Origin of the sequence: Streptomyces sp. NPDC001544 (assembly GCF_042894285.1) — a bacterium.
GTDB lineage: Bacteria > Actinomycetota > Actinomycetes > Streptomycetales > Streptomycetaceae > Streptomyces.
The window spans coordinates 373822-395422 of sequence record NZ_JBIAVN010000002.1 but is presented as its reverse complement, the minus strand read 5'-3'; the positions used below and the strand labels follow the sequence as shown (position 1 = coordinate 395422).

Annotated in this window: 21 protein-coding genes and 2 pseudogenes; 13 read left to right on the top strand and 10 right to left on the bottom strand. The window is 71.1% G+C overall.

Annotation, left to right across the window (positions count from 1 at the left end; translation table 11 throughout):
• Positions 1-79: 79 nt before the first annotated feature.
• The gene (locus ACFY0F_RS07195) at positions 80-1366 is read right to left on the bottom strand and encodes an extracellular solute-binding protein (protein ID WP_388790193.1); all 1287 of its coding nucleotides are present in this window, start codon (positions 1364-1366) and stop codon (positions 80-82) included.
• 300 nt (positions 1367-1666) lie between these two features.
• Between ACFY0F_RS07195 and ACFY0F_RS07190 the strand changes: the two genes are divergently transcribed.
• Positions 1667-2449, top strand: coding sequence for a GntR family transcriptional regulator (locus ACFY0F_RS07190; RefSeq protein ID WP_388790190.1), 783 nt, complete (start codon positions 1667-1669; stop codon positions 2447-2449).
• A 40-nt stretch (positions 2450-2489) separates the two neighbouring features.
• Complete coding sequence (locus tag ACFY0F_RS07185; RefSeq protein ID WP_388790187.1) at positions 2490-3758, top strand: helix-turn-helix domain-containing protein; 1269 nt, start codon at positions 2490-2492, stop codon at positions 3756-3758.
• Between the two features lie 139 nt (positions 3759-3897).
• Here ACFY0F_RS07185 and ACFY0F_RS07180 read toward each other — a convergent pair whose 3' ends face one another.
• A complete protein-coding gene (locus ACFY0F_RS07180) occupies positions 3898-4632 on the bottom strand; it encodes a TetR family transcriptional regulator (protein ID WP_388790184.1) in 735 nt (244 codons plus the stop codon).
• Positions 4633-4700: 68 nt separating this feature from the next.
• Between ACFY0F_RS07180 and ACFY0F_RS07175 the strand changes: the two genes are divergently transcribed.
• The 3 genes and pseudogenes from ACFY0F_RS07175 to ACFY0F_RS07165 all read left to right on the top strand — a co-directional run bounded on the left by ACFY0F_RS07175 (position 4701) and on the right by ACFY0F_RS07165 (position 6722).
• Complete coding sequence (locus tag ACFY0F_RS07175) at positions 4701-5180, top strand: SRPBCC domain-containing protein (RefSeq protein WP_388790181.1); 480 nt, start codon at positions 4701-4703, stop codon at positions 5178-5180.
• A 105-nt stretch (positions 5181-5285) separates the two neighbouring features.
• Positions 5286-5402 (top strand): annotated as a pseudogene (locus ACFY0F_RS07170) (DUF779 domain-containing protein); the annotation flags it as partial.
• 144 nt (positions 5403-5546) lie between these two features.
• On the top strand, positions 5547-6722 hold the full coding sequence (locus ACFY0F_RS07165) for a phosphodiester glycosidase family protein (protein ID WP_388791309.1): 1176 nt from the start codon (positions 5547-5549) through the stop codon (positions 6720-6722).
• Between the two features lie 12 nt (positions 6723-6734).
• Here the strand turns inward: ACFY0F_RS07165 and ACFY0F_RS07160 are convergent, their stop codons facing one another.
• The 6 genes from ACFY0F_RS07160 to ACFY0F_RS07135 form a co-directional block, all read right to left on the bottom strand.
• Positions 6735-6929, bottom strand: a complete 195-nt coding sequence (locus ACFY0F_RS07160; protein ID WP_388790178.1) for a hypothetical protein — start codon at positions 6927-6929, stop codon at positions 6735-6737.
• Between the two features lie 104 nt (positions 6930-7033).
• Positions 7034-7903 carry a phosphatidylinositol-specific phospholipase C/glycerophosphodiester phosphodiesterase family protein gene (locus ACFY0F_RS07155; RefSeq protein WP_388790175.1) on the bottom strand — a complete coding sequence of 290 codons (870 nt, stop codon included), beginning with the start codon at positions 7901-7903 and terminating at the stop codon, positions 7034-7036.
• A gap of 194 nt (positions 7904-8097) precedes the next feature.
• Complete coding sequence (locus tag ACFY0F_RS07150; RefSeq protein WP_388790173.1) at positions 8098-9216, bottom strand: acyl-CoA dehydrogenase family protein; 1119 nt, start codon at positions 9214-9216, stop codon at positions 8098-8100.
• Complete coding sequence (locus ACFY0F_RS07145; protein WP_388790171.1) at positions 9213-10394, bottom strand: acyl-CoA dehydrogenase family protein; 1182 nt, start codon at positions 10392-10394, stop codon at positions 9213-9215. Before ACFY0F_RS07145 ends, ACFY0F_RS07150 begins: the two co-directional genes overlap by 4 nt.
• Positions 10391-11374, bottom strand: a complete 984-nt coding sequence (locus ACFY0F_RS07140) for an NADPH:quinone oxidoreductase family protein (RefSeq protein WP_388790168.1) — start codon at positions 11372-11374, stop codon at positions 10391-10393. Before ACFY0F_RS07140 ends, ACFY0F_RS07145 begins: the two co-directional genes overlap by 4 nt.
• A gap of 86 nt (positions 11375-11460) precedes the next feature.
• Positions 11461-12033: a helix-turn-helix domain-containing protein gene (locus tag ACFY0F_RS07135; RefSeq protein WP_388790165.1), complete on the bottom strand. Its 573-nt coding sequence runs from the start codon at positions 12031-12033 to the stop codon at positions 11461-11463.
• Positions 12034-12098: 65 nt separating this feature from the next.
• On the opposite strand from ACFY0F_RS07135, the gene ACFY0F_RS07130 reads away from it, so the two are divergent.
• The 7 genes from ACFY0F_RS07130 to ACFY0F_RS07100 all read left to right on the top strand — a co-directional run bounded on the left by ACFY0F_RS07130 (position 12099) and on the right by ACFY0F_RS07100 (position 18637).
• Positions 12099-13052, top strand: coding sequence for an NAD(P)/FAD-dependent oxidoreductase (locus tag ACFY0F_RS07130; protein ID WP_388790163.1), 954 nt, complete (start codon positions 12099-12101; stop codon positions 13050-13052).
• A 29-nt stretch (positions 13053-13081) separates the two neighbouring features.
• The gene (locus ACFY0F_RS07125) at positions 13082-14629 is read left to right on the top strand and encodes an ATP-dependent DNA ligase (protein ID WP_388790160.1); all 1548 of its coding nucleotides are present in this window, start codon (positions 13082-13084) and stop codon (positions 14627-14629) included.
• Positions 14626-15105 carry an NUDIX domain-containing protein gene (locus ACFY0F_RS07120; RefSeq protein ID WP_388790157.1) on the top strand — a complete coding sequence of 160 codons (480 nt, stop codon included), beginning with the start codon at positions 14626-14628 and terminating at the stop codon, positions 15103-15105. The genes ACFY0F_RS07125 and ACFY0F_RS07120 overlap by 4 nt, the downstream gene beginning before the upstream one ends.
• A 101-nt stretch (positions 15106-15206) precedes the next feature.
• Positions 15207-16592, top strand: coding sequence for an NADP-dependent succinic semialdehyde dehydrogenase (locus tag ACFY0F_RS07115; RefSeq protein ID WP_388790154.1), 1386 nt, complete (start codon positions 15207-15209; stop codon positions 16590-16592).
• A 25-nt stretch (positions 16593-16617) separates the two neighbouring features.
• Positions 16618-16854, top strand: a complete 237-nt coding sequence (locus tag ACFY0F_RS07110; RefSeq protein ID WP_388790152.1) for a DUF6213 family protein — start codon at positions 16618-16620, stop codon at positions 16852-16854.
• Positions 16855-16995: 141 nt separating this feature from the next.
• Positions 16996-18108, top strand: coding sequence for a type III polyketide synthase (locus ACFY0F_RS07105; protein WP_388791307.1), 1113 nt, complete (start codon positions 16996-16998; stop codon positions 18106-18108).
• A 7-nt stretch (positions 18109-18115) separates the two neighbouring features.
• Positions 18116-18637, top strand: coding sequence for a cupin domain-containing protein (locus tag ACFY0F_RS07100; RefSeq protein ID WP_388790150.1), 522 nt, complete (start codon positions 18116-18118; stop codon positions 18635-18637).
• Between the two features lie 73 nt (positions 18638-18710).
• On the opposite strand, the pseudogene ACFY0F_RS07095 reads toward ACFY0F_RS07100, so the two are convergent.
• A pseudogene (locus tag ACFY0F_RS07095) lies at positions 18711-18809 on the bottom strand (acyl-CoA dehydrogenase family protein); the annotation flags it as partial.
• A gap of 778 nt (positions 18810-19587) precedes the next feature.
• The gene (locus ACFY0F_RS07090; protein WP_388790147.1) at positions 19588-20481 is read right to left on the bottom strand and encodes an IS982 family transposase; all 894 of its coding nucleotides are present in this window, start codon (positions 20479-20481) and stop codon (positions 19588-19590) included.
• 185 nt (positions 20482-20666) lie between these two features.
• On the opposite strand from ACFY0F_RS07090, the gene ACFY0F_RS07085 reads away from it, so the two are divergent.
• Positions 20667-21599 (top strand): alpha/beta hydrolase, encoded by a 933-nt coding sequence (locus ACFY0F_RS07085; protein WP_388790144.1) that lies wholly within the window; start codon positions 20667-20669, stop codon positions 21597-21599.
• Positions 21600-21601 lie beyond the last annotated feature (2 nt).

Here is a 21601-nt window from a genome sequence, read left to right as displayed (position 1 = left end):
TGCCATCTCTTCCGTGGCCGTACCGGCCGTACCGGACGACTGAGCCGGGGGCACCCGCGGGCACCCCCGGCGCGGGTTATCAGTTCTGCTGTGCCAGACGCTTGTTGATGTCGCCCTCGACCTGCTTGGCGGCGGCTGCGGGGGACTTGCCCTCCAGTACGGAGGTCATGTAGGACTTGATCGGGTTCGGGGTGTTCTCCACTGCGGCCCACTCGGGGATCAGCGGGGTGGTGCCACCGACCTGGGCACCGGGAGCGGCGGCCTCGGCGACGGCGTTGCCCTTGAGGTTGGTCTCCAGGGACAGCTTGTTCGGGATGACGCCGTTGAGCTTGGCCAGTTCGCCCTCGTACGTGTCGGACAGGGCGATCTTGAGGAACTCCTTGGCCAGCGCCTGCTTCTTGCTGCCCTGGGCGATCGCGAGGTTGGAGCCGCCGAGGAAGACGCCCTCGGGCTTGCCGGCCGTCGCGCCCGGGATGGTGAAGTAGCCGAGGTCCTTCTCGATGGACTTGTTGGCGGCGATGGCCGTGCCGGCCTCCCAGCCCATGCCGATGAAGGCACCGGTCTTGCCCTTGGCGAACACCTGGGCCTGCTGCGGGGTGGCCTCGTCCTTGTCCTTGGGGGCCTTGGAGTAGGAGGCGTACCTCTTGTAGATCTCCATGGCCTGGGCGACCTTGGGGTCGGCCAGGTTGGAGACGTACTTGCCGCCGTCCTTCTTCACCAGGTCGGCGCCCTGGCCGATGGTCAGGCCGTCGAAGAAGTACCAGTTCTGGCCGGGCAGGTAGAGCGGCTCGGCGTCGGTCTTCTTGCCGATGGTGTCGAGGTCCTTGAAGAACTCGTCCCGGGTCTTCGGGGTGCCCTTGATGCCGGCCTTGGCCCAGATCTTCTTGTTGTAGATGACGACGCGGTTGGCGAAGTACCAGGGGGCCGCGTACTGCTTGCCGTCGTAGACGGCGGACTGGGAGACCGACGGGGCCCAGTCCGTGCCGATCTGCTGCTTCAGGTCGCCGAGTTCGGCGAGGCCCCCGGTCGCGGCGTAGGCCGGGGTCTGGGTGTTGCCGACCTCGAGGACGTCCGGCGGGTTGTCCTCGGAAAGGGCGGTGGTGATCTTCTGCTGGATCCCGTCCCACTTCTGGATCTCGAACTTCAGCTTTGCGCCGGTCTTCTTCTCGAAGGCGGCCGTCACGTCCTTGGTCCACTGATCCGGCACCGAACCGTCCATCGTCCAGACCGTCAGCGTCTGGCCCTTGAAGCTGTCCGGTCCCGCGTTCTTGCCGCTGTCCCCGTTGTCGCTGTTGCCGCCGCCACACGCCGCGACCGAGACCATCATGCCTGCGATACCCATCGCGGCTATCAGCTTGCGCTTCACGCCACCCTCCTCAGGGATGCACTGACCCCCCACGCCCCCTGCCGTGACCTGCGTGAACCGCTGACGCACGTGGGACTCGGGACCTGGCCACTAGTGGTGTAGACCAGTACGGTGGAGCTTGGCCTAGACCTTTGGGGGTGTCAAGGGTGGTTCACCAAGCGATGCGGTCCGTTACGAGAAAGTCACCGGGCGGCATCGAGGCCCAGCGGGCGGCGGAGCCGTACGCGTCCCGTTGGACTAGACCATAGGGCCATCGAGGGCTATAACGGGAGACCGCCGAGCGAGCCGGGAAGGCAGGCCATGACCATCGACGTCAGCAGCGCCCAGCACCACGAGGGGGCGCCCGGTCAAGTCGCGCGCGTGCCGAAGTACTACCGCGTGAAGCAGCAGATACTCGAGATCACCGAGGCCCTGCGCCCCGGATCGGCCATGCCCGCCGAACGGCTGCTCGCGGTCCGGTTCGACACCTCGCGCACCACGGTCCGGCAGGCGTTGCAGGAACTCGTCGGCGAGGGCCGGCTGGACCGCATCCAGGGCAAGGGCACGTTCGTCGCACGGCCGAAGCTCTACCGCACCCTCCGGCTCACCTCGCACACCGAGGACATGCGGGCCCAGGGCCTCGATCCCGCGTCACAGGTGCTGGACATCGGCCACTTCGCCGCGGACGCCAAGCTGGCGGGACTGCTCACGATCGGCGTCGGGGAGAAGGTGCTGCGCATCGAACGGCTGCGGCTGGCCAGCGGTGAGCCCATGGCGATCGAGACCACGCACCTGTCGGCACGGCGGTTCCCGGGCCTGCGGCGGTCGTTGGCCAGGTTCACCTCGCTGTACACGGCACTCGCCGAGGTGTACGGCGTGCATCTCGCGGAGGCTGAGGAGACGATCGAGACCTCCCTGGCGACACCGCGCGAGGCCGGGCTGCTGGCCACCGACGTGGGGCTGCCGATGCTGCTGCTCTCCCGGCACTCCCGGGACGCCGAGGGCACGCCGGTGGAGTGGGTCCGCTCGGTGTACCGCGGCTCCCGGTACAAGTTCGTGGCGGCGCTGATGCGTCCCGCGGACCGAGGGCCAGGACACGGCTGACGCCACCCCGACCGGGACCGCACAACGAGATGGGCTTGTCGTGACCGAAACGCCGAACCCTCGGACGCTCGCGGCGTCGCTGACCGAGGCGCGTGAGACGCTGGGCCTCACCCAGGAGGAACTGGCGGAACGGTCCGGACTGAGCGTGCGGGCGATCCGCAACCTCGAGACCGGCCGCACCGCCCGCCCCCGCAAGCAGTCCCTGCTGCTTCTCGCCCGGGCCCTCGGTCTGCCGCCCGGGCCGCTGCTGACGCCGCGGCACTCCGGGAGCCCACCGGGGCCGGTGCCCGCGGAACTCCCCGCGGCGCCCTGGCACCGCCTGGCCGGAAGGGAGCGGCTCATCGCCTCCCTGAAGGGCCGTCTGCTGCTTCAGGAGCGCCGCGAGAGCGGACCCGCCGTCGTCGTCGGACCGCCCGGCGCGGGCAGGACCGCGCTGATCCTGCGAGCCGCTCACGGTGTGCGCGCCCGCTTCCCGGACGGGCAGGTCTTCGTGGACCTGCATCCCTCCTCCCTGCCCTTCACACCGGACACGCTCGTCCGGCGCGTCCTGCGCTCGCTCGGCGCGGCGTCCACCGCGGACAGCGCGGAGGAGGCGGCCGCCCGGCTGCGGGACGCGCTGAGCCGGCGCCGCGTCCTGGTGGTCCTCGACAACGTCGACAGCGAGGCGCAGGTCCGCCCGCTGCTCAACGACGAGACGCGCAGTGCTGTCCTAGTGGCCGCTCGGCGTGAACTCCCGGCGCTGCCGGGGCAGTTACGCCATCAGCTCGGCAGCCTGGCGCAGCCGGACGCCCACCGGGTACTGGAAGACCTGGTCGGGGTCGCGCGCACCCGGGCCGAACCGTCGGCCACCTTCAGCATCCTGCGCTCCTGCGCCGGGCTGCCGCTGGCCCTGCACATCGCCGGCCTGTGGCTGACGGCGCGGCCCCACCGGTCCCTGCGCGACCTGGCGGACCGCCTCGGGGACGAGCGGGCCCGCATCGGCTTCCTGCGCGTGGGAGATTTGTCCCTGCAGGCGAGCGTGACGGCCTACCACCGGTCGCTGCCGCCCCCGCTGAAGGAGTCCCTGCACCGACTGCACGCCGTGCGGGGCGACTTCGGCGTCCCGGACATGCCGGCCCGTGTGACGCCCTCCCCGGATCTCGCCATGGACCTCCTCGAGGAACTGCTGCACCGCCAGATGGTCCACGTCACCGCTGTCGGCCGCGACGGCGGGATCCGCTACCGGCTGTACGACGCGGTACGGCTGTACGCGGCGCACTGCGTCGTGGAACGCCGCCCGCTCGGTACCGGTACCGGTACCGGTACCTGAGGAACGGCCGAGTCACGGTGGGCCGGTGAGCGGCGCAGGATGGGGGAGGCGGACCCTGCCATCGTCACCGGGCTCATGCGTGCCTTCGCCATGGCCGACGCTCGCCCCGACTTGCTGCGCGGCGAGTCGGCCGCACCCGTTACTCCAGCCGAGCGGCGTCTTCGAACGAGGTCAGGCCGGTGTCGATGAGCTTGGCTGCGCGGCGGACGTCGGCGCTCACCGCCTCATGGATCTGTGTCGCGGTGCGGGTGCCGTCCAGATGCTTCCCAAGGCTTTGGAACTGGATGGACCACAGGCCGAGCAGGGCTGTTGCTGCGATCTGCGGTTCCGGGTCGCCCGGGCTGCTGCGGGTGCGCTGGGCCAGCGCCTCAGCCGCGACGGTGACGAGCCGGTCGGTCATGTCCCGGTGGTAGGCCCTCAGCGAGGGCGTGGATCTGGTCAGTGCGCCGAAGCGTCTGATCATGGCGGCGGCCTGGCCGGGGTCGTCCTGCGCGGCGATCCAGGAGGTCATGGCTCGCAACTCATCGGAGAGGATCCGCAGCGCGACTTCGACCGCAGAGTGGCCGGTGTCCGTCAGGCCGGCGCGCAGGGCGGCCATCGTGGACTCGCCTTGGTCCAGGACGAGCGATTCCTTGGTGGGGAAGTAGTTGAAGACGGTCTTCTCCGACACTCCGCACGCCTGCGCGATCTCCGCTACACGGACGGCGTCGAAGCCGCGCTCCAGGAACATCTCGGTCGCGGTGTCGGACAGTCGTTGCCGCAACAGGCGCTTCTTCCGCTCCCGCAGCCCTTCAGCCTCGGGCGTCGCGGTCTGCGGGCGCCATGCCGTCCAATCCACCGTGCTCATGACGACAGAGTAGTGCAGCAGCAACATTTTTACTGCTACTGTAATTTTCTAGTGACTGTATGTTCTGTGCTCTACTTGATCGTTTCGGGAGACCCATGAGCGCCATCCACATCGTCCGCGACTACCCGCACTCCCCCGCCAAGGTCTGGCACGCCGTCACCGACCCTCGGCTCATACCGCTATGGACAGCCACTGGGGCCGGGGCACGCCCAGAAGGATTCAGCACCACCGTCGGCGCCCGGTTCCAGTTCATCGCCAGACCCAAGCCCGGCTGGAGCGGCATCGTCGACTGCGTCGTCCTGGAGGTGGCCGAGCCCCGGCTGCTGCGCTACTCGTGGACCGACCACGGCGGCGGCGAGACCACCGAGGTCACCTACCACATCGAACCCCATGGCACAGGAACGCGCTTCACCTACGACCACACGGGCTTCACTGGGACAGGCGGACTCCTCATGACCCGGATCCTGGGTCACGTCCGGCGGAAGATGCTGCGCGTCGGCCTGCCCACCGTGCTGAACGACTTGGACGAGGACGGCGAACTCCGCCCCGGAAGCCCCCTCAAGCCCAAGACCTGAATTTCGCCCGGTCGAACCCCGGCGCCGGGTGAAGGACCTGCCGTGCGCCCGGCCCGGACCACCTCGGCGCGGGCCCGCAGGAGGACTCCCGTGGCCGGGCGCACGGTGTGGAGCCACACCCGGCTGATCGTGGACGTGGTACCAGGGCGCGGCGGCGGTTTCTCGCTGGAGGCACCCGAGGGGATGCGTTTCCTCACCCGTTCTCGCGTAGTCGACGCGTAAGCACTGCGCCGGACACCGCTTTCTGCTGCACTTCCCCCTGGGACCACGGCAGTTGTCGAGTCATCAGGGGGCACAGTGACGGGTCGTCGTCGCACGTACGTCGCAGCGGGCAGAGCGGTCTGCACGGTTCTCACGGTCTTCGGCGTGCTGGCCGGTGCCGCCCTGACCGGGGCGGCACCGGCCGCCGCCGTACGGGGTGCCGGCACGGACGTCGCGCCGGGTGTCACCTACGAGGAGTTCGACGTCCCGGCGGCCAAGGGCGTGACCCACGCCCATCTGCTGACCGTGGACCTGCGTGACCCGCGGGTACGGCTCGACCTGCTGTACCCGGGCGCGGTGGCGGCCCGCGCACCCGTCTCCCGGATGGCCGACACGGCGGGAGCGGTGGCCGGCGTCAACGGCGACTTCTTCAACATCTCCGAGGCCCAGCACCCGGGCGTCGCGGCCACCGGCGCCACCGTGGGCCCGGCGATCGCGCACGGCCGGGTGCTCAAGGCCGCGGTGCCGGACGGACAGCGGTTCGGGCCGGCGCTGCCGCCCGGCACCACCACGGAGGACGTCTTCGGCGTGGGCGTCGACCGGAGGGCCCGCCTGGGCCGGCTCCGCCTCGACGGGTCCGTGAGCACACCCGGGGGCCGGCTGCCGCTCGGCGGGCTCAACCAGTACGCGCTGCCGACGGACTCCGTCGGCGCGTTCACGGACCGGTGGGGCAGCGTCTCCCGGGTGCGCGCCACCTGCGGCACGAACACCGACCGGGCCGCTGCGTGCAGTACGGACACCTACGAGGTGACGGTTCGCCACGGCCGTGTGGTCGCGGCCTCCGACAAGCCCGGCAGCGGCCCCGTCGCGGCGGGCACCACGGTGCTGGTCGGCCGGGAGGCGGGTGCGCAGTGGCTGCGGAAGCTGTCCACGGGCGAGCGGGTGGCGGTACGGCACCGGCTGGTGGCGTTCGCCTCCGGGGTCCCCTACCGCTTCGCCCTCGGCGGGTATCCGGTGCTGCGGGCCGGGCAGCCGCTGCCCGGTCTGGACCGCGGAACCTCGGCGGTGCGCACCGCGGTGGGCATCGCGGACGGCGGGCGCCGGCTGCTGCTGTTCGCGCTGGACGGTGCCCCGGCCTACCGCAGCGGTCTGACCATCGCGGAAGTGGCCGACGAGATGCGGGCCTTGGGCTCGGTCGACGCGTTCAGCCTGGACGGTGGCGGTTCGACCGAGCTGGTCGCCCGCGAGCCCGGGGCCGCCGCCGTGTCGGTGCGCAACCACCCGAGCGGCGGCGCCGAGCGGCCCGTGCCCAACGGCATCGGGATCTTCTCGGCGCCATGACGCACGGAGGGCTCACGGCCGCAGACTCCCGACCAGTTCGGCGGTGGCGGTGAGCCCGCTGTGAATGGTGGGGGCCATGCTCGTGCTGGCCAGGTAGAAGCCGAGCAGCACGCACACCAGGGCGTGCGAGACCTTCAGCGCCCCGTTGCGGACGAAGATCACCGCCATGATCAGGAGCAGCAGCACCACAGAGATGGAAACGGCCATCGCGAACCTCCTCCGCCACATCCATTTCGCGGCGTTCGCCCGCAAGTGTGGCGTAGCGGAGGGGTCGCTCCGGGGGCCGACATGTCCCCTGTCCGGGTGATGTTTCAGGAAGCGCCGTGCTCGTCCAGGAACGCTTCGAGTCCGGCGAGGTCGTCCGTGTTGAAGTAGTCGATGCCGGCGGCCAGCAACTGCGTCCACAGCGCGTCCCGTGCCGGGCCCGCGGTGTCGGGGGTGGCCCAGAACCGGACCTGCTGCCCGTGCGCGTGGGCGGCGGCGATGATGTTCCGCAGCTTCTGCCGCTCGGCGTCCGGGAACGGGCCGTCACCCAGCCAGCTGAAGTTGAGGGTCCAGTTGTCACTGATCAGCGGGATGAAGGAGGCGGACGCCGCGCTGCCGAGGTCGGTGAGCCGGCCGTCGTAGAAGGCCCGGCGCACGCTCTGGGCCTCCATGGGGGTGCGGGCGGCGCGGTCGCCGGAGATCACGGCGGTGACGGGGCCGGGGTGGACGCGTCCGTGGGCGTAGGTCGTGAACAGGTGCCGGTAACGCTGGAGGTGGCGGTCGAGTTCGAGGTAGGTCGAGGAGCCCTCGGTCTTGATGTCGATGAGGAGCTGCAGGGGCCTGCGCCGGCCGCGGTAGACGCTGCCGTGGTTGGCCTTCACCCGGGCGGCGAGCGGATCGAGGTAGAGGGACTCGAGGGTGCGGGACGGGTCCAGTTCGGTGGCGTCGTGGCCGATGAGGAGCTGGTCGCCGACGAGGAAGATGTCGGCCTCGACGCTGCCGAAGCGGTGGTCGAGCGCGTCGAAGAGGGGCCGGGGGTGCTCGTAGTCGTTGTGGGCGTGGGCGCGCCACAGCGGGCGCGGCGCGTGCTTGGGCTCGACCGCGGACGCCGGCGTCTGCGCGCCGGACACGGCGAACGAACCCGCGAGTGCGGCGCCGAGGGTGGTGAGGGCTCTGCGGCGGGTGGTGAGGGCCATGCTCTGCCTCCCTGGTAGGCCTGGGGGAACCTCAGCGATTGTGCGTTCCGTGCGGGGTCAAGGAGCAGGGCTGTGGCCGGAGTTGGCCGGACCGCCGTCCTCCGTTCACTTCTGTGGTGTGGCGTGCACGGAAAAACCCGCCCCTGGTGGGACGGGCTTCTCACGGATGTGACGCGGGCTTCTCCGGACGTATGTCAGGGGGCGCGCAGGTCGACCAGTTCGGCCAGTGCCGCACGGTGCGCGCCGGCCGTGCCGAGGGCGATCGAGTCCGCCTTGGCACGCTTGAGGTACAGATGGACCGGGTGCTCCCAGGTCATCCCGATGCCGCCGTGCAGCTGCAGCGCCTCCTCGGTGGCGCGGACGGCGACCGGGGCCGCGTAGGCCTGGGCGACCGCCACCGTCACGTCGGTGTCCTCGCCGGTCGCCAGGGCGTCGGCCGCGGCCCGGGCGGCCGCCCGCAGGTTGACGACCTCCAGCCACAGCTGGGCGAGGCGGTGCTTGAGCGCCTGGAAGCCGCCGACCGGCCGGTTGAACTGCTTGCGCTCCTTCAGGTACCGGACCGTCTCGGTCAGCGCCCAGTCGGCGACGCCGAACTGCTCGGAGGCGAGCAGCCCCGCCCCGGCGTGCAGTGCCCGTCGTACGGCGGGTTCGGCGGGGCCGAGGAGGCGGCCGGGAGCACCGTCGAGGCCGACGGTCGCGACCGGCCGGGTCAGGTCCAGGGAGACCTGCGGGGTGACCGTCACGGCGTCGGCGTCGACCGCGTACAGTCCCCCGTCGTCCGCGGGCACCAGCAGGACGTCCGCCACGGCCGCGTCCGCGATGCCCGTCAGCTCGCCGTGCAGGCGGCCGTTCTCGAGCCGTACGGAGGTGAAGGCACCGCCGGGAGCGAGGTGCAGGCCGACGGCGAGCACGCCGATCGTCCGGCCGGAGGCCAGCCTGCCGAGCAGGTCGTCGGCGATGGGGGTCCCCCCGCTCGAGCGAAGCCGCGAGTGGGGGAAGGCCAGCAGGGCCTCCGTGGCCACGACCGCGCTGCTCAGATACGGCACCGGCGCGACCGCCCGCCCCAGTTCCTCCAGGACGACGGCGGCTTCGCGGTGCGTGGCGCCCTGGCCACCCCGCTCCTCGGGGACGAGGAGCCCGGCGAGACCCATGCCGTCGGCGAGCGCCTTCCAGAGGGAGAGGTCGTGCGGGGTGCCCGACTCCGCGCGCGCGATCACGCCCGCGGCGTCGCAGTGGTCGTCGAGCAGGTCGCGGACCGCGGCGCGCAGCGCCTCTTCCTCCTCGGTGTAGAGGAGATCCGGCTGTGTGCTCATCGGGCCAGGTCCTTCCAGGCGACGTCCTTGTCGGTGCGCGGCTCGGCGGGCAGGCCCAGGACGCGCTCGGCGACGATGTTCAGCAGGATCTCGGTGGTCCCGCCCTCGATGCTGTTGCCCTTGGAGCGGAGGTAGCGGTAGCCGGCGTCGCGGCCGGTGAAGTCGACCAGCTCGGGGCGTCGCATGGTCCAGTCGTCGTACAACAGGCCCTCTTCGCCGCGCAGTTCCACCTCCAGGCCGCTGATCTCCTGGTTGAGACGGGCGAAGGCGAGCTTCATTCCGGCGCCCTCGGGGCCGGGCTGTCCGGCGACGAGCTGCTGGCGCAGACGCTCGGCGGTGAGGCGGGAGACCTCGGCCTCGACCCAGAGCTTCAGCAGTCGCTGGTGCAGGTCGTGGGTGCGCAGTTCGGGGCGTTCCCGCCAGGTCTGCGACACCGGGCCGATCATGCCGCCCTCGCGGGGCAGCCGCATGCCGCCGATGGCGACGCGTTCGTTGTTCAGCGTGGTCTGCGCGACCCGCCAGCCGTCGCCGACCTCGCCCAGGCGGCGGGAGTCGGGGATACGGACGTCGGTGATGAAGACCTCGTTGAACTCCGCCTCACCGGTGACCTGGCGCAGTGGCCGCACCTCGACGCCGGGATCGGTCATGTCACAGACGAAGTAGGTGATGCCCGCGTGCTTGGGCACGTGCGGGTCGGTGCGGGCGATGAGGATGGCCCAGCGGGCGAGGTGGGCGCTGGAGGTCCACACCTTCTGCCCGTTGACCACCCAGTCGTCGCCCTCCCGCACGGCGCGGGTGCCCAGCGCGGCCAGGTCGGATCCGGCCCCCGGCTCGCTGAAGAGCTGGCACCAGACCTCCTCCCCCGTCCACAGCGGCCGCAGATAACGCCGCTTCTGCTCCTCGGTTCCGTACTTCAGGATGGTCGGTGCCGCCATGCCGAGGCCGATGCCGATGCGCCGCGGGTCGTTGTCGGGCGCGCCCGCGGCCTCCAGCTCGGCGTCCACGACGGCCTGCAGGGAGCGGGGCACGCCCAGTCCGCCGAGCCCCTCGGGGTAGTGCACCCAGGCGAGTCCCGCGTCGAAGCGGGCCCTGAGGAAGTCCAGCCGGTCCGTGTCGGCGGGCGGGTGCGCGGCCAGCAACTCGGCTGTGCGGCGCCTGAGTTCGGCTGCGTCGGTCATACGGCTGCTCCGTTCTCCAGCGACAGGGCGGGCACGACGGCCACCCGTCCGGTGGTCACGCCGTCGGCGACGCGCTGCACGGCGGCCGCGGCCCCGCCCAGCGGCACCCGCTCGCTCACCAGCGGCTTGATCGCGCCACGCGCGGCCAGCTCGGTGAGCTGCTCGTGGCAGTGCTGGACCAGCTTGGGGTTCTTGGTGTTGTACAGGCCCCAGTGCAGCCCGAGGATCGAGTAGTTCTTCACCAGGGCGTGGTTGAGGCCGGGGCTGGGGATGCTGCCGCTGGCGAAGCCCACGACCACGATCCGGCCCTCGAAGGCGACGACCTTGGCGGACTGCGCGTAGGCCTCGCCGCCCACCGGGTCGTAGATCACGTCGGCGCCCCGGCCGGCGGTGGCCTCCTTCACCGCGGCGACGACGTCCTCGGCCCGCCGGTCGATCACGACGTCGCAGCCCAGCTCGCGGGCGACGACGGCCTTGCCGGCGCCGCCCACCACACCGATGACGGTGGCTCCGGCCGCCTTGCCGAGCTGCACGGCCGCGCTGCCTACCCCGCCGGCGGCAGCGTGGACGAGCAGCGTCTCGCCGGCCTCCAGACCGGCCCGGCGGTGCAGGCCGAACCAGCCGGTCTGGTAGCCGATGTGCAGGGCCGCGGCCTCGGCGTCGTCCAGCGACTCGGGCGCGGGCAGCAGGGCCGCGGAGTCGGCGACGGCGTACTCGGCGAAGCCACCGTGCGGCAGCGCCGGGTTGGCGATCACCCGGCGTCCGTCCTCGGTCTCGCCGCAGATCTCCACACCCGGCGTGAACGGCAGCGGCGGCCGGACCTGGTAGTGCCCCCGGGCCATGAGCACGTCCGGGAAGTTGATGTTGGCGGCACGCACCTTCAGCAGGACCTGGCCGTCACCGGGTGTGGGCCGCTCCACCTCCGCGAGCCGCATCACCTCGCCCGGCTCGCCGTTCTCGTGCACTTGCCATGCCTGCATGCGGGTGCCTCCACACGACTGCTCTGTCCGACGGGGTCAACGGCATACTAAGCGGTCGCTTGCTCATCAGGGAACAGTCGCGTGCGTCACTGCCCCCGGGGCCGCGCCCGCACATGCATGCGCTCTCCCTGCGGCCCGAACAGGCTGAGGAACTCCACCGGCCCCTCCCCCGTCGACCCGAACCAGTGCGGCACCCGGGTGTCGAACTCGGCGGCCTCCCCGGCCGTGAGCACCACGTCGTGCTCCCCCAGCACCAGCCGCAGGCGTCCGGAGAGCACGTACAGCCACTCGTAGCCCTCGTGGGTGCGCGGATCGGGTTCGAGCCGCCGCCGCGGCTCCAGCACCTTGTACGCCTGCAGCCCGCCGGGCTGACGGGTCAGCGGCCAGTGAGTGCGCCCGCCCCGCACGATCGGCTCGGACCGCACTCGCGGATCACCCACCGGCGGGGCGCCGACCAGCTCGTCCAGCGGCACCCGATGGGCCTGCGCGATCGGCAGCAGCAGTTCGAGGCTGGGCCTGCGCAGGCCCGACTCGAGCCGGGAGAGGGTGCTGACGGAGATCCCGGTCGCCTCCGACAGCCCGGCCAGGGTCACCTCCCGCTCCTTGCGGATACGGCGGAGCCTCGGGCCCACCTCGGCCAGTACCTCGTCGGTCGTCATGGCCGCAATTGCAGGATCGGCAACATTGTTTGTCAATACGGCGGGCGCCGGGCGACCGTCTCCGCATGACGGAGAGCAGCGAGAACACCTATGAAGTCGTCATCGTCGGAGGCGGCGCGGCCGGACTGTCCGCCGCCCTGGTCCTGGGCCGGGCCCGGCGCCGCACCCTGGTCGTCGACATGGGGGAACCGCGCAACGCGCCCGCCGCGCACATGCAGGGCTACCTCTCGCGGGACGGCATGCCGCCCGCCGAGTTCCTGGCCGCCGGCCGCGAGGAGATCGCGCGGTACGGCGTCGAACTGGTCCGGGACCGGGCGGTGGACGCCACGGTGGACGCCGCCCCGGGGACGGGCTTCACCGTGCTGCTGGAGAGCGGGCGGACCGTCCGCGCCCGGCACCTGGTCGTCGCCGCCGGCCTGAAGGACGAGCTGCCGCCGGTCGCGGGCCTCGCCGAGCGCTTCGGCCGGGACGTGCTGCACTGCCCGTACTGCCACGGCTGGGAGGTGCGCGACCGGGCGTTCGGCGTGCTCGCCACCACCCCCATGAGCGTCCACCAGGCCCTCATGGTCACCCAGTGGTCGAAGGACGTGACGCTGTTCCTACACAAGATCGCCGAGGACCGGCTCACCGACGACGACACGCGCAGGCTCGCGGCAGCCGGGGTCCGGGTGGTCCCCGGCGAGGTGGCCGAGGTGGTCGTCGCCGGCGACCGGCTCACCGGGGTCGCGCTCGTGGACGGACCGGCGTACGACCGCGAGGTGCTGTTCGTCGCGCCCCGGGCCGTGCCGCGCACCGATCTGCTCACCCGGCTGGGCGCGGAGCTGCGGGAGACCCCGTTCGGGGCCTACCCGGTGATCGACGAACGCGGCCTGACCACCGTGCCCGGGCTGTGGGCGGCGGGCAACGCGAGCGGGTTCGCGGAACAGGTGGTCAACGCGGCCAGCCGGGGTTACCGGGCGGGCGCGGCGATCAACGGGGAGCTGCTGTTCGCCGATCTGGACGCGGCCGTGGGGGTGTAGGCCGGGCGGCCCCGTAGCACCATTACTGCATGCTGCTGTCCCGGCTCGCCCACGTGTCCCGCGAGGTCGCCGCCACCTCGGCGCGGTCCCGGAAGACCGCCCTGCTCGCGGAGCTGTTCCGGGCGGCGGAGGCGGACGACGTGCCGATCGTCATCCCGTACCTGGCGGGGCGGCTGCCGCAGGGCCGGCTCGGGGTCGGCTGGAAGGTGCTGTCCCGCCGGGTGCCGCCCGCCACCGAACCGTCCCTGACCGTGGCCGAGGTCGACGCCCGGCTCACCGAGCTGGGCAAGGTCTCCGGGCCCGGCTCCCAGGCGGAGCGGGCGCGGCTGGTCGGGGAGCTGATGGGGGCGGCCACCGAGGAGGAGCAGCGCTTCCTGTACGGGCTGATCACCGGCGAGGTCCGGCAGGGCGCCCTCGACGCGGTCGCCGTGGAAGGGCTGGCCGAGGCGACCGGCGCGGACCCGGGGGGTGTCCGGCGGGCGGTGATGCTCGCCGGTTCGCTGCAGACGGTCGCCGGGGCGCTGCTGGCCGAGGGGCCGGGGGCGCTGGACCGCTTCCGGCTCACCGTCGGCCGTCCGGTGCTGCCGATGCTGGCGCACAGCGCCTCCTCCGTGGCCGAGGCGGTGGGGAAGCTGGGCGCCTGCGCGGTCGAGGAGAAACTGGACGGGATCCGGGTGCAGGTCCACCGGGACGGGCCGACCGTGCGGATCGTCACCCGCACCCTCGACGACATCACCGACCGGCTGCCCGAAGTGAGCTCGGCCGTAAGGGACCTGGCGGGCGAGCGTTTCATCCTGGACGGCGAGGTGATCTCCCTCGACGCGACCGGGCGGCCCCGCTCCTTCCAGGAGACGGCGGGCCGGGTCGGGTCCCGGGTGGACGTGGCGAAGGCCGCCGAGGAGGTGCCCGCCTCCCCCGTCTTCTTCGACGCGCTCGCGGTCGACGGCCGCGATCTGCTCGACCTGCCGTTCGCCGAGCGGCACGCGGAGCTGGCCCGGCTGGTGCCCGAACCGATGCGGGTCCGCAGGACGCTGGTGTCCGGGCCGGAGGACCCCGAGGACATGGCCGGGGCGGAACGGTTCCTCGCCGACACCCTCGCCCGCGGTCACGAGGGCGTGGTGGTCAAGGCGCTGGACGCTCCCTACAGCGCGGGCCGGCGCGGCGCGTCCTGGCTGAAGGTCAAGCCCGTGCACACCCTCGACCTGGTCGTGCTGGCCGCCGAATGGGGGCACGGCCGCCGCACCGGCAAGCTGTCCAACCTCCACCTCGGCGCCCGCGACGCGGACGGCGGTTTCGCCATGCTCGGCAAGACCTTCAAGGGCATGACCGACGCGATGCTCACCTGGCAGACCGAGCGGCTGGCCGAGCTGGCGGTCCGGGAGCACGGCTGGGGGGTGACCGTACGCCCCGAACTCGTCGTGGAGATCGCCTACGACGGCCTGCAGCGTTCCTCCCGGTACCCGGCCGGGGTGACCCTCCGCTTCGCCCGTGTCCTCCGTTACCGCGAGGACAAGCGCCCCGAGGAGGCGGACACCGTGGAGACGCTGCTGGCCGCGCACCCGGAGGTGGGGCCGTGAGCCCGGCGGCGCCGAGGCGCAGCGCCGGACTGCTGCTGTTCCGGCACACGGCCGACGGCCTTCAGGTGCTGCTCGGTCATATGGGCGGCCCCTACTTCAGCAGGAAGGACGCGGGCGCCTGGACCGTCCCCAAGGGCGAGTACGAGCCTGGTGAGCCCGCCTTTGACGCGGCCCGCCGGGAGTTCCAGGAGGAACTGGGGCTGGCGCCGCCCGACGGGGAGGCGGTGGCGCTGGGCGAGGTCCGGCAGACCGGCGGGAAGACCGTCACGGCCTGGGCGGTCGAGGCCGAGCTCGACCCGGAGACGATCGCCCCGGGCACCTTCACCATGGAGTGGCCGCCGAGGTCGGGGCGCTGGAAGGAGTTCCCCGAACTGGACCGCGTGGCGTGGTTCGGCCTGGACCGGGCACGTGCGGTGATCGTCACGGCGCAGACCGCGTTTCTGGACCGGCTGGCGGAGCACTCGGCCGAGAGGTGAGCCGCCCGGCGGGTCGCCTGCCGACAGGACCGCCCCGCGTTGCGGCGCCGACCGCCGCGCGGGAAGGTCGTAACACAGCCCTGCTCCTAGGGAGGTCTGCCATGCCCATCGCGACGGTGAACCCGGCGAACGGGGAGACGCTCAAGACGTACGAGGCCATGGGCGAGGAGGAAGTGGAGCGCCGGCTCCAGCTCGCCGAGGCCACGTTCCGCACCTACCGGACGACCTCCTTCGCGGAGCGCGCCCGGCTGCTGAACCGGGCCGCCGACCTCCTCGACGAGGACCAGGAGGAGATCGCCCGGGTCATGACCACCGAGATGGGCAAGCCGGTCAAGCAGGCTCGGGCGGAGGCCGCCAAGTGTGCCAAGGCCATGCGCTGGTACGCCGACCGCGCCGAGGGGCTGCTCGCCGACGAGGAACCCGCCGAGGCGGACGTACGGGACTCGGGCGCGTCCCGGGTACGGGTGCGCTACCGCCCGCTGGGCCCCGTCCTCGCGGTGATGCCCTGGAACTTCCCGCTGTGGCAGGTGATCCGGTTCGCCGCGCCCGCGCTGATGGCGGGCAACGTGGGGCTGCTCAAGCACGCGTCCAACGTCCCCCAGACGGCCCTGTACCTGGAGGACCTGTTCCACCGGGCGGGCTTCACGGAGGGCTGTTTCCAGACGCTGCTGATCGGCTCGGCGGCGGTGGACGACATCCTGCGCGACGACCGCGTGAAGGCCGCGACCCTGACGGGCAGCGAGCCGGCGGGGCGGGCGGTCGCCGCCACCGCCGGGGACATGATCAAGAAGACGGTGCTGGAGCTGGGCGGCAGCGACCCGTACGTCGTCATGCCCTCGGCCGACATCGACCGGGCGGCCGAGATCGCGGTGACCGCGCGGACGCAGAACACCGGGCAGTCCTGCATCGCCGCCAAGCGGTTCATCGTGCACACGGACGTCTACGACGCCTTCGCCGAGAAGTTCGTCGCGGGCATGAAGGCGCTGAAGACCGGCGATCCCCTGGAGGAGGGCACCGACGTCGGGCCGCTCGCCAGTGAGCAGGGGCGGGCCGACCTGGAGGAGCTGGTCGACGACGCCAAGCGTGCGGGGGCCGAGGTGTTGTGCGGCGGGGAGCGGCCGGACGGGCCCGGCTGGTTCTACCCGCCGACCGTGCTCGCCGGGATCACCCGGGAGATGCGCATCCACCGCGAGGAGACCTTCGGGCCGGTGGCGACCCTGTACCGGGCGGGCGACCTGGACGAGGCGATCCTCATCGCCAACGACTCGCTGTTCGGACTCAGTTCGAATGTCTGGACGCGGGAGGAGAGCGAGGTCGAGCGGTTCGCGCGGGACCTGGAGGCCGGGTCCGTGTACGTCAACGGCATGACGGCGTCCCACCCGGCGTTTCCGTTCGGGGGTGTGAAGCGGTCCGGGTACGGACGTGAGCTGTCCGGGCACGGAATCCGGGAGTTCTGCAACATCACGACCGTTTGGCAGGGTGCGTGAGGGTTCCACGACTACCATCCCGTCTGTGAACCGCGAAGTGACTCTGCCTCTGATCGTCGACGACCGCGGTACCTTGCAGGTGTCCGCCGCCGAAGTGAGCAAGCTGCTGCGCACGGTGGGCGGAAGGTGGCTGCGTCTCGTCGAGGCGGGGCAGGAAGGGCTCGACGAGGACACGGTGGCCGCGCTGACGATCGAGCTGGCCAAGCTGGCCGACCGGATCGACGTGGCGTGCATCGCGCACAGCAGCGGGGGCGCGCCCTAGGGGGTGTGTCCACCTGCCCGAATGCCTGCCGAAGTCCGCCTGAGCCTGTCGGGGGACGTCACCGGTCTGGAGTAACCCGACGCGAGATCGTCGCCCTCCCGGGTGATCGTGGATGGACCACCCCCTGAGGTGAACCACCTTCTGACCGGTGGGCGCAAGCCCGCAGGACGGCGAAAGCAGGCACGGTTCATGGCGACTTTGTGCAGACCCTCGGTGTCGGTCCCGGAGCACGTGATCACGATGGAGGAGACGCTGGAGCTGGCGCGCTCCCGCCACGCCGACCACCCACAGCTGCCCCTGGCCCTCCGGCTGATCGAGAACACGGGCGTGAAGACCCGGCACATCGTGCAGCCGATCGAGGAGACCCTGAAGCACCCGGGCTTCCAGGAGCGCAACAACCTCTACGAGGCCGAGGCGAAGGCCCGGGTGCCCGCGGTCATCCAGCGCGCGCTCGACGACGCGGAGCTGCTCACCACGGACATCGACGCGATCGTCTTCGTCTCGTGCACGGGCTTCATGATGCCCTCGCTCACGGCGTGGCTGATCAACGAGATGGCCTTCGACAGCACCACCCGGCAGCTGCCCATAGCCCAGCTGGGCTGTGCGGCCGGCGGCGCCGCGATCAACCGGGCCCATGACTTCTGCACGGCCTATCCCGAGGCCAACGCGCTCATCGTGGCGTGCGAGTTCTGCTCGCTGTGCTACCAGCCAACCGACCTCGGGGTCGGCTCGCTGCTCTCCAACGGCCTGTTCGGCGACGGCATCGCCGCCGCCGTGGTCCGGGGCCGGGGCGGCACCGGCGTGGAGCTCGAACGCAACGGCTCGTACCTGATCCCCAAGACGGAGGACTGGATCGCGTACGACGTCCGGGCCACCGGCTTCCACTTCCTGCTGGACAAGCGGGTACCGGCGACGATGGAACCGCTTGCTCCGGCCCTGCAGGGCCTGGCCGGCACGCACGGCTGGGACGCGTCCGACCTGGACTTCTACATCATCCACGCCGGTGGTCCCCGGATACTCGACGACCTCAGCAGGTTCCTGCAGGTCGAGCCGCACGCGTTCCGGTTCAGCCGGGCCACGCTCACCGAGTACGGCAACATCGCCAGCGCCGTCGTACTGGACGCCCTGCGCCGGTTGTTCGACGAGGGCGGCGCCGAGCACCGGGCGCGCGGGCTGCTGGCCGGGTTCGGTCCCGGCATCACCGCGGAGATGACGCTGGGCCGCTGGCGTGCCGAGCACGAAGGGACGGCATGAGGAACCGATGACGGCGACCGAGGGGCTGCTCGTGCCACCGGGCCACGGCCGGGTGGTGCAGACGCCCGCCCAGCGCGTGACCTTCAAGGTGACCGGCACGCACTCCCGGACGGCCTCCACCTTCGAGGTGGAGGTCCCGCCGGGTTTCGACGTGGGCGCCCATGTGCACACGCGCAGCGAGGAGTTGTTCTACGTGCTGGAGGGCGAGCTGGACGTGCTCGCCTTCGAACCGCGTGTCCGGACCCTCGACAACTGGCAGAAGTGGGAGTCGAGTTCGGGCAGCCGGGTGGTTCGGGCGACCCCGGGCACGGTCATCGTCGTACCGCCGGGTTGCCCGCACGCGTTCGCGAATCCGACGGACACCCCGGCGAAGATGTTCTTCCAGGCCTCTCCGCCGCCGGATCACGAGCGCTACTTCGAGGAGCTGCTGGAGATCCTGGGGACCGGCGGGCCGCCCGACCACGAGGCGATCGAGGCGCTGAGAAAGCGCTACGACATCGAGCAGCTCACGCCTCTGCGGCACCGGTGAGCGAGCGGGGCCTGGTGCGCCGCAGATGGGCGCGCCAAGCCCCGCGTCTGCGGAACGACCCGCCGGACAGGCCCTAACGGATCGGCACCCCGGCCAGCGTCCTCGCGATCACCAGGCGCTGGATCTCGCTGGTGCCCTCGAAGATCGTGTAGATGGCCGCGTCGCGGTGCACGATCTGCAACCTTCTACCGTTTCACCTGCTCAGTGCCACACTCCCCCTGTGTTACTCCGGCTTCCATGGGCGTTACTCGGCGTTCCTCCGTAGCAGGCGTCTCCCAAATCTCCCCGAGAGTGCGGGCACGCCCCCCAGCCCGTCGGCCGGGGAGCGCTCGCGCCGACGGCCCACAAAAGGGGGCGCCCTTCACGTGGGACCGTCGGCACGTCTCTGTCTTCTTGACCTTCCGTGTTGCCCGAGAGTTGCAGGTCAAGTCCCTAGTTCATCCTTTCGGGTGAACTTGTGTTCGATTACTGGCACTACCCGGAGCCCTACGGCACATGCCAGGGCGCCGCAGGACTGATGGCCAGATTCATGATCACAAAATGCCCGGTCAACCGGGCTGACCTATGATCATCTTCAGCGCAGCGTTTGACGGGTGCCAACCCTGCCCCACGACGACGAGTGGCTCGCCCGCGAGCGCCGCGCCAGCTCCACCGCCTCATCACCCAGCGAGAACGCCGACGGCGGGACACACTCAACCCGAGGCCTGGCCGCGCCACGCAGCGATTCACGCCGAGAGATCCGCGACACCAGAACCCCCGCCCCCGCCGCCGGCTTCCCCGAAGGAACCGCCGAGCCCTTCTGCGCCTGCCGAATCTCCGCCACAAGCCCCCGCAGAGCCGTCTGCTGCTGCCGAGCCTCAGCGAGAAGCGGCCCAGACAATCCCCATGCACCCGAGGCCATCCAGCGCATCGAGCGAGCCCGTGCCGCTAGACGAGTAGTTCCGATGTGATCAGTGGTCGAAAGCGATGAGCGAGCGTGTGATCGGTGCGCTGGTCTTGTGGTTGTGCCAGATCGCTGCGGACATCGCCAGGATGCGCTGGGCGACCCGGATCGCGACGCCCTCGAGGGTGCGGCCGCCGTGTTGCTCCAGGTCGAGCTGGCCTTTGAGGGTGTCGTTGACCGATTCGATGAGCTGTCGCACGGCCTTGAGCTGTGGCTCTCCCCGGCGCCGCCGCTCGCGTTTGATGGATGGACGCAGCAGTTCGATGCCCTGTCTGGCGAGATCGGCCTCGAACTCCTTGGAGGCAAAGCCCTTGTCGCAGATCAGCAACAGGCCGCTGCGCTCGGCGGGCAGGTAGGGTTCGCGGTCGAACATGGCCGCCAGCACCTCGCGTTCGTCGATCTTCGGGGTGGCCAGCGCCCAGGTGACGGGCATCCCGGCCGGGGTGCAGACCAGGTACAGGCGCAAGCCCCAGAAGAACCGGGAGTGGGAGGCGCAGTAGCCGTATCCGGCCCAGCCGGCCAGGTTGGACCGTCTGGCCGTCGGCCTGGACCGGCTGCACTCCACCGGGGTGGAATCGGCGATCCACACGTTGTCGAACCAGAAAGCCGTGTCCGTGGCCAGCAGCCGTATCACCCGTTTCACCAGCGGCAGAGCCGCCCGCAACCGCTTGTTGTAGCCTGGGCGTTGAGGCAGGTAGGGGAACATCGAACCGAGGTGCGCGTGAGCGAACCTCAGCCAGCGGGCCTCGGAGCGGAAGCCCGGGATGGACTGAGCCACCGCCAGGCAGATGAGTTCGGAGTTGCCGATCCGGGGCGGTCGGCCAATGCCCCGGGTTCCTCCGATCTCGTCGTCGATCTTCACATAGAGCGCGGTCAAGAGGGTGTTCAGGTCGGTCGTCACGAACCGATCTTGTGCGTTTTCGAGCGGCGAGTGGTCGGCCGCGTCAGTAGATTTTTGCTGCGGACGCGGGCTCACTCCTGGCGTTGGGCTGTCAGGACGTCGTGCGGGTAGGGCAGTGGGATGTGATGCAGTTCACGGGGGAAGGGTGACAGGGTGTTGGCGCAGACAGCTGCGACTGTCGACGCATGACGATCACAGATGAGGACTGCCTCGCCGAGACCCTGACATTCAACGCCCAGTTCGAGGCTACTGCCGCGAGCCGACCACCTCGTGGGCAAGCGTCGAGTGCAGACGTGCTGGCCCTTCTGCGGCGCAACCGGCTCGGTGGCGACACGCCACCAGTGCGGCTGCCGCAGGGCCAGGACCGCGTCGTCGCGGGCGGGGTGAAGGTCCGGGCGTTCGTGCCGGATCACGTCGACGGCGTGTACCTGCACATACACGGCGGCGGCTGGGCGTTCGGCTCTGCGGACGGGCAGGACGAGAAGCTGTGGCGGCTTGCCGTGGAAGCCCGGCTGGCCGTGATGAGCGTGGACTACCGCCTGGCACCGGAGCACCCATTCCCCGCCGGACCTGACGACTGCGAAGCGGCCGCCCGGTGGCTGGTAGACCACACCGAGGCCGAGTTCGGTACGGGGCGGCTGCTGATCGGTGGCGAGTCGGCCGGTGCCCACCTGAGCGTCCTGACCCTGCTGCGCCTTCGCGACCGGCACAGCATCACCGGCACGTTCCGCGGGGCCCATCTGGCCTTCGGCCCGTACGACCTGTCGATGACACCGAGCCAGCGGCTGTTCGGCTCCCGGCGGTTGCTGAGCAACTCCCACTCGGTGCGGGGAAGTTACGAGCTCTTCACGCCGGGAATGGGTCCGGAGGAGCGCCGCGACCCGGAGGTCTCGCCGCTGTACGCCGATCTGACCGGCCTGCCGCCCGCCCGGATCGTCGTCGGTACTCAAGACCCGCTGCTGGACGACTCTCTCTTCCTGGCCCAGCGGTGGCAGGCGGCCGGATCGCCCGTGCAACTCGGCGTCGTCGCGGGCGCGATGCACGGCTTCACCCTGTTCCCGCTAACCATCACCGCACGCGAACAGCAGCGGGAGCGGGACTTCCTGGCCGGCGCGTGACG

Excerpts from the sequence above, each read along its gene's own strand:
- ACFY0F_RS07190 (WP_388790190.1), top strand. The coding sequence starts at position 1,667 with ATGACCATCGACGTCAGCAGCGCCCAGCACCACGAGGGGGCGCCCGGT.
- ACFY0F_RS07180 (WP_388790184.1), bottom strand. The coding sequence starts at position 4,632 with ATGTTGCTGCTGCACTACTCTGTCGTCATGAGCACGGTGGATTGGACG.
- ACFY0F_RS07175 (WP_388790181.1), top strand. The coding sequence starts at position 4,701 with ATGAGCGCCATCCACATCGTCCGCGACTACCCGCACTCCCCCGCCAAG.
- ACFY0F_RS07160 (WP_388790178.1), bottom strand. The coding sequence starts at position 6,929 with ATGGCCGTTTCCATCTCTGTGGTGCTGCTGCTCCTGATCATGGCGGTG.
- ACFY0F_RS07155 (WP_388790175.1), bottom strand. The coding sequence starts at position 7,903 with ATGGCCCTCACCACCCGCCGCAGAGCCCTCACCACCCTCGGCGCCGCA.
- ACFY0F_RS07150 (WP_388790173.1), bottom strand. The coding sequence starts at position 9,216 with ATGAGCACACAGCCGGATCTCCTCTACACCGAGGAGGAAGAGGCGCTG.
- ACFY0F_RS07145 (WP_388790171.1), bottom strand. The coding sequence starts at position 10,394 with ATGACCGACGCAGCCGAACTCAGGCGCCGCACAGCCGAGTTGCTGGCC.
- ACFY0F_RS07140 (WP_388790168.1), bottom strand. The coding sequence starts at position 11,374 with ATGCAGGCATGGCAAGTGCACGAGAACGGCGAGCCGGGCGAGGTGATG.
- ACFY0F_RS07135 (WP_388790165.1), bottom strand. The coding sequence starts at position 12,033 with ATGACGACCGACGAGGTACTGGCCGAGGTGGGCCCGAGGCTCCGCCGT.
- ACFY0F_RS07130 (WP_388790163.1), top strand. The coding sequence starts at position 12,099 with ATGACGGAGAGCAGCGAGAACACCTATGAAGTCGTCATCGTCGGAGGC.
- ACFY0F_RS07125 (WP_388790160.1), top strand. The coding sequence starts at position 13,082 with ATGCTGCTGTCCCGGCTCGCCCACGTGTCCCGCGAGGTCGCCGCCACC.
- ACFY0F_RS07115 (WP_388790154.1), top strand. The coding sequence starts at position 15,207 with ATGCCCATCGCGACGGTGAACCCGGCGAACGGGGAGACGCTCAAGACG.
- ACFY0F_RS07100 (WP_388790150.1), top strand. The coding sequence starts at position 18,116 with ATGACGGCGACCGAGGGGCTGCTCGTGCCACCGGGCCACGGCCGGGTG.
- ACFY0F_RS07085 (WP_388790144.1), top strand. The coding sequence starts at position 20,667 with ATGACGATCACAGATGAGGACTGCCTCGCCGAGACCCTGACATTCAAC.